Genomic DNA, 14774 nt, shown 5'->3' with positions numbered 1-14774 from the left:
GAGCTTAATTTGATAGCAAAACTGCATAACACATTTAAAAAATTCAGTTTTTCTCAGAGCAGAAAATAGCGAGTTTTGGAAGTTAACTTAAACGGCTTCACTGGCCATCTGCTCCCTATCAAACGTTGAAAGCGCCCTTAAACTTTGGCGTAACGCCTTTAATTTCCCAACATAGCGGCATATCCGTTTTAAAACGTGTTGTGGCTTCACAATGCAATTTTTAAGCCCTTCCCCCGTGAGGGGTATTAGCAAAGCGCCGACGCAGCGCCACTAACACTAACAACCAAAGTGCCGACAGGTTACTGCTACCGCCGCCTGAACTGCTGTTACTTTCGGCGTTGCCACCCGATGCTGGAGCACTAGAGGCGTTAATAGTGACACTGACACTATTATTGGTGCCAATCACTTGGCTGTTGCCCGTTAAGCGCACGGTAAAAGTTTCAGCAGGTTCGGCAAGCAAATCGGCTGTGGCCGCAACATTAATGGTTTTACTCAGCTCACCATTGGCAAACACCACTTCACGGTTTATTGGGGTAAAATCGTCAGCAGTGGCACTGCCAGCTTCAGCCAACACCGTAACGCTAATTTGACCATCGGCACCATTTGTACGATTAAGCGTTAAATTGGCATTCTCACCTTCAGATAACTGCAACGTGTTTTGTGAAAAGTTAATCACACCGGGATTACCCATGTCATCTGAGGTGATCGTCACGGTTTGCGATGTGGCATTGCTGGCAATACTGACGCCATAAGGATGGATCAGCTCTACAACGAACACCTCATCTTGCTCAAACACCGTATCTTGGAAGGTTGCTACGCTCACTTGGCTTGTGGTGTTGCTGCCATCAAAGTAGACACTTTGAAGCGTTGACTGAAAATCGGTGAGATCCGCAGTCGCTTTGCGCGTAATTAACTGCACAACATCACCTAATGCCGCACCCGACCAGTTTACTTCAACGATTAAGGTTTGCCCTTCAGTGATCACTGCACTCGGCAACGATAAAGCAACAGTGCCAGAGGCAGCTTTTGCAGGTTTATTGTTGGTGAAGGGGCGCTGACGATTAGGGATCAGACTGACAATGGCTTCTTTATAAGCTCGTGCGGCATCCGCTTCTTCATTTACCCCACAAGCTACGCCTTGGCTGTTGCTTACTAAAGGCGATGAAAAAAACCCTTCGCTGCGATTACCATTAGCACTTTTCATAATACTGTCAAAGTTACCACAGGTGCTACCACGAGCGAATGGCGCAGCTAAAAGCGTGCGCTCAGCCGTGGTGTAACTATTATAACTTTCGGTATCATGAATAAAACCATCGTTGTGCCCTAGCTCGTGCGCTAAAGTACGGTCGGCTAAACCGAGCCCAACCGGAGAGACCCAAGAATATTTACCGCTTACTTCAGCCAAACCAATAGAGGCGACAATATCCGGGTAATAACGGTTAAGTGCCACGACATAAGAGGTATCGTAGTAAAAACTAAAATCATAGGTTCTGTTGAAATACACACTGCGTAAATTATTAAGCCGTTCTTCGCGCTCCGCTTTATCGTCGTAAACTAAATCAGCGGGTAGCGCCACCACCCCAGCAATTCTGCGGCGCAATGGAATATCTTGGCGTCGAAAACTGTCATTATTAATCTTCACGGCCCCTTCAACATAAGCAAGCAGCTGCTCAACATCATTCTGAAAGTAATCCAGCATGTCGTTTGAGTAGAAAAACACCACATCATGAACCAAAGCTTCCGATTCTAAATGTGTCTGCGCCGGATAAGTAAAGCCGTTTGACTGCAATAACAGGGGTGGCGCATTAACATCAAGTGTACGATCGGGATAAGACTCGGCAAAAGCCATAACTGACGATAGCGCTAACAGCGAAAAACTGAGGGTCTTTAGCATAAAATACGTTTCCTAAGTTGTTTATTGACATAAGGAAACGTGGTCGCTCTGCGAACCTGCTCCTTAACAGATGCGTCATACTCAACTTGTACAACTATGCCGTTTTTTCAAGGCGACGGCTCAAGCCTATTTATAAAACGCTAACCCCTACTGCATCGGATCAAACAAAGAATGACCAACAGCCATTTGAGCGATAAAGCAAGAGCGTAGCTATGATGAAATCTCGGCAGAGAGTTAAAAAATAAAGTATAGCTCATCGCATCAGAAAGAGGCGTTAATCGTGTTTTGAACGCAGCAACTTCAGAGCGCGCTTGGCACAACCAAACCTTTATACTTCCCACACTAGACTGGCGTTTTGCTACTGGCAGTTAAGCAAAGGTCACCATTTGCGTAATGCAGATGGCGGTATGATGCGGCCAAAAACCTCCCAAACACATGCCCGAGGTAACACAGAGCCATGGCTACTTGCTTCTAACTTGCCGCAGAGCAGCCATCATAGCAAACAAGTCGTATCAATTTACCGCCAACGTATGCTGATAGAAGAGAGCTTCAGGGATATAAAAAGCATGCTGTTTGGCCTGAGATTCGAGCAAAATGGTAGTACAAAAATACACCGAATAAGCTTGTTACCGCTACAAAGCCATTTAGCTGCATTAGCGCTGATATTGCTGGATGTTGGGTATTAACTGTCGATTTGCTTGATTAATTTTGCAACATGTTCAATTTTTTGAACCGTATCTTTAACTAATACCTTAATTTCATTAGATGAATCTTTTGAGTTCCCCGCCAAGTTTCTTACTTCATCGGCAACAACGGCGAAACCACGCCCTACCTCACCAGCACGAGCCGCTTCAATTGCTGCATTTAAAGCCAATAGATTGGTTTGCTCAGAAATACCATTGATAGTAGCAACAATATTACTGATGGTTTGACTGGTTTTAACCAAGCTCTCCATAGAAACTTGTGTTTCATTAACAGCTCTTTTGCGGATACTGACATCTATAGCAAAAAAGACCAAACGCCCTATCTCACCCGAAAAACTGCGTAATACACACATCCGAGCATCAAATGCTTTAAAGTTACTACCATGACCTACTTCAAATAGTTTCGAAACATAACCTTCTTTTTCAAGTGAGGCTTGTTCTTCTTGGCTTAACGCTTTAAAAACATGTGGTGCAAATTCTGACACTGACATTAGGCCTTTTAATGTGTCAGTGAGTAAATGATTTGCCTCAATCAATTCACCTTGTGGCGTAATCTCCATAATGCAAAGCGCTTCACCAATAGCATTAAGTCTGTTGGTAAAATCTAACGCCATTTGTTTCACTTTAGTAATATCAGCCTGAACGGCGATAAAATTCACTAACACGCCATCGATGATTACAGGGTTAATCGATAATGACGTCCAGTATGGCTTACCATCTTTTCTATAATTCAAAACTTCATCGTAAAATGGCGTGCGTTCGCGCAAGTGCTTTCTAATGGTGTTGATAGTCTCTGGATTGGTTTCTTTACCTTGCAAAACCTTTCCAGGTTTTTTGCCTTTCACTTCTGCTAAGGTATAACCAGTCAATCGCACAAAGCCATTGTTAACGTATTCAATGAGGCCATCAGCATCACTGATAATTACCGCATTATCCGTTTCATTTGCCACCAGAGACAACATTCGCTGCATCTCTCTTTTTTCTACTTCTTCGGTTACATCACGTAAAAAAGCCGTGTATAAGGTGCGGCCGCCTAATTTAACTCTCGACAGGGATAGGCTTCCCCATAAAGTGCTGCCATCTTTACGAAAAATTTCTACTTCTCGGCTCGTGCCAACAATTTTATCCTGACCCGTTTTTCGGTTAGCGTTTACAAAATCATCATGTCTAGATTGAATGGCTTGCGGCACCAACATTTTGACGTTTTGCCCAAGAACTTCAGCACGTTGATATCCCCACAACTTTTCAGCAGCAGAATTATAAAAAGTAATATTATTGTTCTCATCAATTGACACAACAGCGTCTAAGGCTTGTTCAAGTATTTGCTCGACCGTGAGACGAGCCTCACGCTCGGCACTGACATCTCTGACAAAAGCGGTGTAATGTTTTTTACCACCGACCATCACTTGTGACAAAGAAAGCTGAACCCAAATCCGCTTACCGGCTTTTGTTTCTAGCTCGACTTCTCGCGAGCTACCCACAATTTTATTTTGGTCTGTGGTGCGATGATGATTTACGTAAGAATCATGGTTTGATTTATGTTCATGCGGGACTAATATTCTGATGTTTTTGCCCAGCACTTCGTTTGGTTCATAGCCCCAGAGCTTCTGTGCAGCCGCATTATAAAAAGTAATATTATTTTTCTCGTCAATGGTAACAATTGCAATAATGGCTTGCTTTAACGCTTGTTCTGCAGCTGAGGTTGTTAAATTAAACATATGATTATCCTAAGCACTGAAATAATACGATAGTTAAATTTAAGGTGTGGAAAAGACAATTCATCAAGAGCAAAGAAGTTTAAACATGTTAAGTGTAGCAGCTGTTATTAAAAGGGGATGAAAATAATGCTTAGGCTAATTAGTCAGTTATAACAACAAGGCTTTATAGCCGACTGACATAGCATCAGGCCTTAAATTTTGCCTCAATGCAGCACTTCTAATTCATATCTCATTTGTTCCATAAGTTTTTGCTTTGACACCATTTAACTTTTCAAACCTAACCTTATCAGCGTAATCAAGCGAAAAAGCAAAACCTGTGCAGCTTTATCAGTTTAGCTGCACAGGTAAAAGCCCATCCGTTACTCAAATTGCTCCGCATGCTCTAGCTCGGTTTTCAAGCGCTTGTTTTCATCGGCTCTTGGTTTGGCAAAACGTGCTAAGGCTAGGTACAACACGGGTGTCAGGTATAACGTGAATAACACCGCAATGCCTAAACCACCGAAGACCACCCAACCAATGGCGTTGCGCGCTTCAGCGCCCGCGCCGGTAGATAAAATCAAGGGTAAAGCACCCAATAAAGTAGAAAGCAGCGTCATGGTGATGGGGCGTAAGCGAATACTGGCCGCACGCTCTACCGCTTGGCGCACATTAAGACCTTGGTCACGCAACTGATCAGCAAACTCAACCAACAAAATGGCATTTTTCGCTAATAAGCCAATCAGCATCACCAAGCCTATTTGCGAGTAAATGTTGATCGAGGTGCCGGTTAAAAAAAGCGCAAATAACGCCGCAGCAATACCAAAGGGCACCGTAGCCATCACCACCACCGCACTGTTTACGCTTTCAAACTGCGCCGCTAATACTAACAACACGATGACAAAAGCCAGCACATAGGTCATGGTGACTTCGCGGGCCGTTTCCTCGAACGTTTGTGCTTCACCCAAAAAGATTAAGCCAATATTATCGGGTAAATGTTGCTCCGCCAGCTCACGCAACTGCGCTACCGCTTCTTGCAGCGGTAATTCTGGCGGTAACTCCAAATCAAGCTCAATCGCACGACGCTGCGCTTGGCGTTCAAGTTCAGCGGCAACGCCCTCTTCAGAAATAGAAGCCAAGCTTGATAACGGCACTAAGCCACCATCCCGAGAACCCACATATAAATTCGCCAGATCAGAAGGGTCGTTAATTTTCGAAGTTTGCGCTTGCAAGATAATCGGTACAGCTTGATCGCCAACATTTAAGTCGGCTAAGTCATCGCCATTAATCGCTACTCTTAAGGTGGTAGCGATATCGGATAACGGCACACCTAATTCTTGCGCCCGACGTCGGTCAATATTTACTCTAAGCTGGGGCTGGGTCGGTTGATACGAAATACGTGGCATACCCAGTTCGGGGATTTGCTGCTGGATCACATTAGCAAAAGCCTGGGCTGCAGCAAATATTTCACTGTAGCTTTGCCCAGTTAAAGCCAATTCCAGACCACCGCCTTGGCCACGTAAATTCAAACTGTTTGAACCAAAAGCCCGCGCTGGCGCACCCGGTATCGCAGCCAATGGCCCACGGATCTCATTAATAATCTCTTGTTGTGAACGCTTACGCTCATCCCAGTGTTTTAATGGCACCGTAATGAAGGTGAGGTTAGGATCCCACTGGCCGACAACCGTATAAATAGAATCGATATCACCACCGTTGACATAAGGCAGCAAAATATCTTCCATTTTATCCGCTTGGCGATCCATAAAATTCAAGCCCACACCATCAGGGCCACGGGCAAAAACACGGATGCTACCGCGATCTTCTGTGGGAAGCAGCTCGTTATCCAGCACACTCACCACAGTCAGTGCGGCTGTTGCAGCAAGCACGCTGGCTAAAAATACCCACCATGCCTTATCTAAGGCAAAATGTAAGGTGCGTTGATAACCCTGCAAAATTTTGTTACCGAACGTCGCTAAACGCGATTGACCGCCTGATTTAATTGGCAACCTCGCAGTTAGTGCGGGCACCAGTGATAACGCCACAAAAGACGAAATAATCACTGCGATAGCCAAAACACCACCAAATTCGCGGAATAACTGACCAGCGGTAGAAGGTAAAAAAGCGATAGGCACAAACACCGCCACTAATACAGCAGTGGTGGCCACCACAGCAAAGAACACTTCACGCGTGCCAATAACGGCGGCAGCGCGCGCGCCCAACCCCATAGCTCGACGCCGCTGAATGTTTTCGGTTACCACGATGGCATCGTCCACAATCAAACCCGTGGCTAAAACAAGTGCAAGCAAGGTTAAGATATTAATTGAAAAACCCATTAACCAAATGGCCGCTAAAGCACCAATCAGCGACACAGGGATCGACAAAGCCGGAACGATGGTGGCACGGCCAGAGCCGATAAACAGCCACAAGGTGGCAATAACCATTAAGATGGTCAGCACCAAAGAGGTCAACACTTCTTTCACCGAGCTGCGGATAAACTCGGCATCATCTGAGGTCACTTGTAATTCTAAATCAGGGAAGCGGTTTTCCAGTTGCTTCACCATGGCTAACACTTCGTCTGAGATCTCAATGGTATTGGAGCGAGCCTGTCGTACCACCCCTAACCCAATCACCGGTTTACCATCTAGCCGAACTAAACTGCCTGCATCTGCCGGGCCAAAATACACGGTGGCCACATCGCCAATTCGGGTGTTACCACTGACAATAATATCGGCAATTTGCTCTGCAGTAATCGACGTAGCATCTGCGCGCACAATAAGCTGCTGATCGGTGGATTTCATGCTGCCCGCAGGCACATCAAAAGGCGCTAAGCGCAGTGCTGCAGCCACATCAGTAACCGATAAGTTAAAACTGGTTAAACGCAGTGGATCGAGCAAAACGCGCAGCACGCGTTCGCGGTCGCCATTTAAGCGTACGTCAGCCACACCCGGAATGCTTAAAAACATCGGTGCTAAATCCGTTTCAACGCGTTCGGTTAAGCTTTCCAGATCCAAGGTTTTACTCGACACGGCTAAACTCACCACCGACTCCGCATCATTATCCGCTTTGATAATGGCTAAACGCTCCACACCATTCGGTAATTCGCGCTGCACCCGACTGACGGCTTCACGCGTTTCATTGGCGGCGTCATCTAAATTAGTACCGGGTCTAAACTCAACGCGAATACGAGAACTGCCCTCTTCGCTTGAGGCATTTATAGATTTAACACCACTGACCCGTGCCACTGCCCCTTCAAGCTTACTGGTGACTTCGGTATCCACGGTTTCTGGCGAACCGCCTGGGTAAGCGGCCGTTACGGACACTATTGGTCTGTCAACATCGGGTAATTCTCGTACTTCAATGGCATTCAACGCCGCTAAACCCGCGATGATAATCAGCAGATTTAACACCACAATTAACACGGGACGGCGGATCGATAACGACGGTAAATCGTTCTGGATATTCGGCTGGCTCATAAGACACTGCCCTCGGTAGCAACAGCGGTTACTGCCTGGCCATTGCGTAAGCTCTGCACGCCTTCAACGATCAGCATATCACCGGCGTTTAAGGCGCCCGCGACTAATAAACGGCCGCTGAGTCGCTGTATAATTTGTACATCAACCCGCACCGCTTTGTTATCTTGCATGAGCCAGACATAAGCGCTGGTTGCTCCCCACAGTAGCGCGGCTTCTGGCACCACGGCGAAGCTATCACCCTTCAACTCTAAAATCACTCGAAAGCTCATACCAGGCCGATACTGGTCTTGGGCGTTATCAAGCAGGGCTCTGGCACGAATGCTACGATTGGCGGTATCGATACGTGAATCCACTTGGCTGATTACCGCCGCTATCGTTTCACCTTGCGATAACCAAGGCTGTAACGACACCGAACCCTGTGCCGATAAAATGGGTAAGGCGGCTTCTGGCGCCACAAAATTAACCAGTAATTGTTCACGATTATCCAAAGTGGTGATCGGAGTTTGCAAGGTGATGCGATCACCCGCTTCGACATCCGTAAGCCCTACTACGCCGCTAAAGGGTGCGCGTACCGTTCGATCTTCAAGATTGGTTTTGGCTTCGGCCATTTGTACTTTTAATAAGTCGCGGTTAGTAATAGCGTCATCTAAATCACTTTGCGCGATAGCGCCTCGCTGGCGACTTTCTTGTAAACGGTTAACGGTGCGCTCTGCATCCGCTAATTGGATTGTGGCACGATCCACGGCGACTTGTTGCCGGCGATCGTCTAATTGCAGCAACACATCACCCTGCTCAACTAACTGTCCGGGTAAAAAATTTACTGCGGTGACTTTATCGGCAACAGCAGGATAAATCACCACTGAGCGCACGGCCTCGGCTGTACCCACCGCTTCGATGCGGCTGCTTTGCTGCTCGAAACTCAATGGCATAACAATAACTTGTGCAGCCTGCCCTCCCCTAGCTTGCTGTGCCTGTGCCGGGCTAAAAAAGACAATAGCCAAACTGACTATGATTAGCCGAAAAAGTGTCATGTGAAGTCCTTTGCATAATTAAGTTAACCCAGACGATACGCACTTTTTAACGGTGATGATCAAAAAAGGCTGTTTATACGCGATAAACAGCCTTTTTGAGGAGATAGCTGGTCAGTATGGTAATACTGGCTTAGCTCGCTTTGACTTGAGCAATCCAATTGTTGACGCGTTTTTCCAGCACCGCTAGCGGCAAGGCACCGCCACCAAGCACGGTGTCATGGAAAGCGCGAATATCGAAACGCTCACCCAGTTGCTGCTGCGCGTGGCTACGTAATTCCAGTATTTTGATCATGCCAATTTTATAGGCGGTCGCTTGCCCAGGCCACACAATATAACGGCGAACTTCTGATCGCACCGCTTCGTTAGCTATCGGGGTTTTCGCTAAGAAGTATTCAATAGCCTCCTGCTCAGTCCAGCCTTTACTATGTAAACCGGTATCTACCACTAAACGCACTGCGCGCCATATCTCGGTAATTAAACGGCCAAAATCTGAATAAGGGTTTTCATAAGCGCCCATTTCTTTCGCTAACAATTCTGAATACAGCGCCCAACCTTCGACATAAGCGGTAAAACCAGTTTGGGTGCGGAAAGTCGGTACCGAGGTAAGCTCTTGTGCAATGGAGATTTGCATATGGTGGCCAGGGCTACCCTCATGATAAGCGATGGCTTCCATTTCGTTTTTTGGCATGGCGCGCATATCAGATAAATGCGCGTAGTAAATGCCCGGTCTGGCACCATCAGGCGTGCCAGGAAAATAATGCTGCGCTGCGCCTGGCTGCTCACGAAATGCCTCTACCCGTTTCACGATCAATCCTGCCTTGGGTAAAATGCCAAAATACTCAGGTAATTTTTCTTCAATAAAAGCCAGATATTGCCGTGAGTCGGCAAGGTAGCCTTCCCGCCCTTCATCGGTATTGGGATAGTAAAATTGATCGTCTGCTTTAATAAATTTGAAAAAGGCCGCTAAATCACCGTCAAACCCCACCTGATCTTTAATGGCAATCATCTCTTTCGTCAGGCGTTCAACTTCATCTAGGCCAATCTGATGAATTTGCTCAGCGGTTAACGAGGTAGTAGTGGAAACATTTAGCATGTAATCGTAATAAGCAACACCGTTTTCTTGCTTGCCCACACCCGTCGAAATCTCGTCGGTGTTGCTCACGTCCTCTGCTAACCATTGTTTTAATGCGGTATAAGCGGGTAAAAAATGCTGCTGCAGCGCCACTTTGGCATCATTGGTCAGTTGCTCGGCTTCTTTATCACTGAGTTTATCCGCGCTGGTCAGTGCGGCGATCTTCGCTTTTGCATCGCTCCACAATGGGATATCTTGCGGCGCATCGAGCAATGGCGCACCGGTGATCAAATTATCGATTTGCTCAATGATCCCTTCATAGGCAAAACGAGGCGCCCGAAAACCCTCTGCTGCATTGGCCTTGGTGCGCTCCAGTAATTGCATAATCGCGCGGCTGATGCCTTCGATACGCGACACATAGGCCTGCATATCTTCTTTGTTATCCACTTTGTGAAAATTAATCAGCATTTGTGGTAACAACGCATGCATACCTTGCATCTGGTTGAATACATAAGTGTTCTTGCGAAATTGCACGCCGTTTTTTGCTTGTTCGTACTGATAAACCCAGATGTCGTAAGAGGTTTGTGCTTCTAAATCAAGTTGGCTGTAATCAAAGCTGCTGGTCAGTTCTGCCACTGTAGCCGCTAACCAAGCCAATTGCGCCTCTTCTGCTGCGATTGAGACATCATCGACTTGGTTGTATAAGTCTTTGCGCCCCAACATGGTCAAACGTAATGGGCTTTGCTGTAACTGTTCTTCGTACTTTGTTTCAAACCACTGATTCAGTCGTGCTGTTTCAGAAATTTGTGGTTGTGCGGCAACGGTATCCACAGTTTGACTCGTTTGTGTGGTTGGTGCTTCGCCACAACCGGCCAGAAAAGCGGCTAAACCTAAAGCAATTAAAGACTTACGCATGGTTAAAATCCTTGTTGAGGAGCTGATGTCCTCTCAAGACTAACGCGTATAAGCCGGTTAGTCTAAAGAATTTGTGTTGCAGAGTGTTGCGAGAAAGGTGCTGAGCCTTGCGCTGGCGATAACAAAGGGCTGCGCCTGACGGCAAACAGCCTAAAGCCCCGTTTAATACTTGGCAATGTCGGGTAAGTCGCCACTGTTACCCAGCGCAGCCGCCATCAGCTTTTGTTTTAAACCTGGCAGTTTATCTGCCAGTAACAAGCCCACACCACGTAATAATTTCAGTGCCGGTTGCTTGTTACTAAAACCCCGTTTAAAGGCTTCCATCGTGGCGATCATGCTTTGCGCTTCGGCTTTACGCCAGCGCTGATAGGCCAGTAATGCACGGGGTTCTGCCAAGGCTTTACCGCTTTGCAGTTGCTTTTCAATAATCTGCGCTAACGCGGCCACATCCATTAAACCTAAATTCATACCTTGGCCCGCCAAAGGGTGAATACTGTGCGCAGCATCGGCCACTAACACAACCCGCCCTCGCACCCACTCACTGGCATAACGCATCGTCAGTGGAAAAGCATGCCGCTCGCTCGTCAGGGTTAAACAGCCCAAGACGCTTTGGCTCGCTGCCGATAATGCCTGATTAAAGGCATTATTGTCTAAGGCCAGTAACTGCTCTGCCCGTGCCGTGTCGGCACTCCAAACAATAGAGCATTGCTGTGCATCGGGTAAGGGTAATAATGCTAGCGGCCCGGTGGGTAAAAATACCTGTCGCGCCACGCCTTGATGCGGTTCTTGGCAATGAATACGCGCCACAATCGCCTGCTGCTGATAATCCCAATGCGTTAACGGTAGCTGTTGCTGCTGCCGTACAAAAGAATTGCCCCCATCAGCGCCCACCAGTAACTGACTTAATAAAATGTCACCGCTGGCGAGCTGCACTAATACTTCGCGCTCGGTTTGCGCCAACTGGCTAATCTTTGCTTGAAAGAAACACTGCACATTATTGTGTGTTTGTAGCTGCTGATATAACTGCTGGCGGATCCCTTCGTTATCGCAGATCCAACCCAGTTGCGGTAACTGCGGTGGCTCTGCACTAAATTCAATTCGTCCAAAGCTATCCGCTTCCCACACTGCCATAGAGGAGTAAGCCGCCGCTTGCGCCATAATAGGGTCTGCCACACCTAAGTGACTGAGTAAACGCATCGAAGCCGGATTTAACGCACTGACGCGCTGATAGGTTAACTCGGCCGATGTCGGCGCAGCGCCTTGCTCTACCACCGCAATCTGTAAACCTAAGGGCGCCAATAACAATGCCAAAGTAAGCCCCGCACTGCCGCCACCGACGATAGTAATATCAAGATTTTGCATAAGAGGTTCCATAGCCCATGGTTTGCCGTGCTAATGGCTGTTTTAACTGATCATTCAGTAATAATGCTAACAACCCCACATTGCGCGCCAAGGCAATTAAACGAGAGCGATTCGAAAAGCTGCGCACCAGCGCATCAGTCAGTTGGATCACTTGCGCCATATCGGCTTGTCGCGCCAGCTGATAACGGCGTAACTGCGGGTAAGTGCCCACTTCGTCTAAAGTGCCGCTGGCAAGCAGATCGCTTAAAGAGGCAATGTCGCGTAAGGCTAAGTTAAAGCCCTGTCCGGCAATCGGGTGCAAGCTGTGTAAGCTATTACCAAGTAACGCCAACCGATGCCCGACCACTTGCGGGCTTTGTCGTAGCACCAAGGGATAACATGCTCGCTGACCACAGCCAGTAAATTGCCCTGCACGATAGCCAAAGGCTTGTTGTAATTTTGCCAAAAAATCAGGCTCAGACAAAGCCATTAACTGCTCGGCTTGCTCGGGGCTAACGGTCCAAACGACTGAATAGCGATTATCCACTAACGGCAGCAAAGCTAAAGGTCCATGCTCGGTAAAACGTTCATAAGCTTTGTGCTGATGGCGCTGAGCAATAGCCACATTACAAATGATCGCGGTTTGCTGATAAGGCTGTTCACTTTGGGTAATACCGGCAAGTTGACGAGTAGCCGATTGGCCACCTTCGGCAATGACCAGTAAACGAGCAGCAATAGCGCAGCCATCTTGTAAAGTCAGTTGTTGCTGCGCTTGACGGCTTTGCAGTTGACTAATTTGATTGGGTTGATAACGCGTGATTTGCGGATAGTGCGCCAACTTCGCCGTTAATACCGCGCCTAGGTGTTCCACTTCGACAACTTGGCCTAATGCCGGTAAGCGATATTCTGCAGCTGAAAGCCAAGTTTTACCGAAATGGCCGCGATCGGATACGGCGATCTGTAAAATAGGGCAGCTGTGGCGGGCTAATTCCGCCCAAATACCTAATTGCTGAAGCTGTTCGACACTGGCCGCAGCCAAAGCAATACTGCGGCTGTCAAAACTGGCTTGCGGCGCTCTGGCCGCTTGCTGCTCGACTATCGCGATAGTCAGTTCGGGGCAACGCTGGGCAATGCTCAACGCAAGCATAGAGCCTGCCATACCGCCACCGGCAATAACCAAATCAAAGTTTGCTGCGCCCTGCGGGCTGGATGCCTGCTCTGGCGCGGCTGAAGGCTCTATGGTTTTCATGCAAGCACTTTTCCTAGCAAATTAGCCGGTTTATCAGATGAAACAGGCTTCACTTCATTAACTGCTCTATCTCGGTAATGCTTTTTACACAGCTGGCGGTAAGGTTCTCGTAGCCATCAGCCGTTACCAAAATATTGTCTTCAATTCGCACCGCAAGCCCCCACCATTTTGCAGTGGCGGCACAACCGGCAGGAAAATACAGACCCGGTTCGATGGTTAACACCATACCGGCGACAAAGGGTCGATCTTGCCCCGCGATTTTATAAGCCCCTACGTCATGCACATCTAAACCTAGCCAATGACCAATACCGTGCATGAAGTATTGTTTACAGGCTTTTTGCTGAATAAGTTCAGTCAACTCACCTTGTAATATACCCAGCGCAACTAAGCCCGTGGTTAAGATTTGTTCCGCTAAAGAGTTTAAATCGGCAAAGGTACAACCGGGTTTCACGGCAGCAATACACGCAAGCTGTGCGTCTAACACCAATTGATAAATGACTGCTTGCTCAGGTGTAAAACGCCCATTAACCGGAAAGGTACGGCTAATGTCGGCAGCATAACCTTGCAACTCACAGCCGGCGTCAATCAAAACTAAGTTGTTATCCGCCAACTGACTGGCATTTTCAACATAATGCAAAATACAGCCATTTTCGCCACTGCCAACGATGCTGTTGTACGCGGGAAAACGTGCGCCCTGACGGGCAAATTCATGCAAAATCTCCGCTTCCAGCTGATATTCCCAGGCACCGACCTGACAAGAACGCATCGCACGCTGATGCGCTTGACTGCTGATCTGCGCCGCTTGCCGCATAATGTGCAATTCTTCCGGTTGTTTAACCAAGCGCTGTTCACTACTGAGCGGTCGTAAATCGTGCCATGCCGTCGGGGCAATGTCGCCACGCTTTTCACGCTGACGCAACACCGTCATGATCTGACTAATTTGCTGCTCTAAGCCTGGGTGTTCACCTAAATTAAGATATACCGCCGTTTTACCATTTAACGCCTGAGTCAGCTGTGTTTGCTGCTCGGTTTGACTACAGGCCTCAAGCCCCAGTGTTTTAAACGCCGCTGCGGGGCCTAAGCGTCGACCTTGCCACATTTCAGCGAAAGCATCTTTGTCGCGGCACAGCAGTAAACTGGTGGTGTCAGCATCGGTTGCTTTGCTTAAAATCAGTAAGGCATCTGGCTCGTTAAAGCCGGTGTAATACCAAAAATCGCTATGCTGGCGAAAGGGATACTCGGTGTCACGACTGCGCGTTTGCTCTGAAGCCGCGGCGATAATCGCCACACTGTGCTCGGGTAGTTGCGCAAGCAGTTGTTGACGACGTTGCTGAAAATATTCGGGTAACATAAAGCCTCGGTTTGGGTCATCTGCCAAGCTGTATTTGGCCTAAGCGCACC

General features: G+C 47.7%; 9 protein-coding genes. 1 reads left to right on the top strand and 8 read right to left on the bottom strand.

Going from position 1 to position 14774, the window contains the following annotated elements; all coding sequences use genetic code 11:
• Positions 1-220 precede the first annotated feature (220 nt).
• Positions 221-1894: a Calx-beta domain-containing protein gene (locus ACUJFK_RS06995; RefSeq protein WP_445426453.1), complete on the bottom strand. Its 1674-nt coding sequence runs from the start codon at positions 1892-1894 to the stop codon at positions 221-223.
• 407 nt (positions 1895-2301) lie between these two features.
• On the opposite strand from ACUJFK_RS06995, the gene ACUJFK_RS06990 reads away from it, so the two are divergent.
• Complete coding sequence (locus ACUJFK_RS06990; RefSeq protein ID WP_445426766.1) at positions 2302-2580, top strand: transposase; 279 nt, start codon at positions 2302-2304, stop codon at positions 2578-2580.
• On the opposite strand, the gene ACUJFK_RS06985 is transcribed toward ACUJFK_RS06990, so the two are convergent.
• The 7 genes from ACUJFK_RS06985 to pepP form a co-directional block, all read right to left on the bottom strand.
• Complete coding sequence (locus ACUJFK_RS06985; RefSeq protein ID WP_445426452.1) at positions 2577-4316, bottom strand: PAS domain S-box protein; 1740 nt, start codon at positions 4314-4316, stop codon at positions 2577-2579. The two genes, ACUJFK_RS06990 and ACUJFK_RS06985, sit on opposite strands and share 4 nt — an antisense overlap.
• A 359-nt stretch (positions 4317-4675) precedes the next feature.
• Positions 4676-7765: an efflux RND transporter permease subunit gene (locus tag ACUJFK_RS06980; RefSeq protein ID WP_445426451.1), complete on the bottom strand. Its 3090-nt coding sequence runs from the start codon at positions 7763-7765 to the stop codon at positions 4676-4678.
• Positions 7762-8796: an efflux RND transporter periplasmic adaptor subunit gene (locus ACUJFK_RS06975; protein WP_445426450.1), complete on the bottom strand. Its 1035-nt coding sequence runs from the start codon at positions 8794-8796 to the stop codon at positions 7762-7764. The genes ACUJFK_RS06980 and ACUJFK_RS06975 overlap by 4 nt, the downstream gene beginning before the upstream one ends.
• A gap of 130 nt (positions 8797-8926) precedes the next feature.
• Entirely contained in the window at positions 8927-10783 is a 1857-nt protein-coding gene (locus tag ACUJFK_RS06970) for a DUF885 domain-containing protein (protein WP_445426449.1), read from the bottom strand.
• Positions 10784-10945: 162 nt separating this feature from the next.
• Positions 10946-12145: an FAD-dependent monooxygenase gene (locus ACUJFK_RS06965; protein WP_445426448.1), complete on the bottom strand. Its 1200-nt coding sequence runs from the start codon at positions 12143-12145 to the stop codon at positions 10946-10948.
• Entirely contained in the window at positions 12132-13373 is a 1242-nt protein-coding gene (gene ubiH / locus ACUJFK_RS06960; protein WP_445426447.1) for a 2-octaprenyl-6-methoxyphenyl hydroxylase, read from the bottom strand. Before ubiH ends, ACUJFK_RS06965 begins: the two co-directional genes overlap by 14 nt.
• A gap of 49 nt (positions 13374-13422) precedes the next feature.
• The gene (pepP, locus tag ACUJFK_RS06955) at positions 13423-14724 is read right to left on the bottom strand and encodes a Xaa-Pro aminopeptidase (RefSeq protein ID WP_445426446.1); all 1302 of its coding nucleotides are present in this window, start codon (positions 14722-14724) and stop codon (positions 13423-13425) included.
• Positions 14725-14774: the final 50 nt, after the last annotated feature.

Source organism: Alishewanella sp. HL-SH06, from assembly GCF_052656265.1.
The sequence above is the reverse complement of the archived record's forward strand: the minus strand, read 5'-3'. Positions and strand labels throughout refer to the sequence as shown.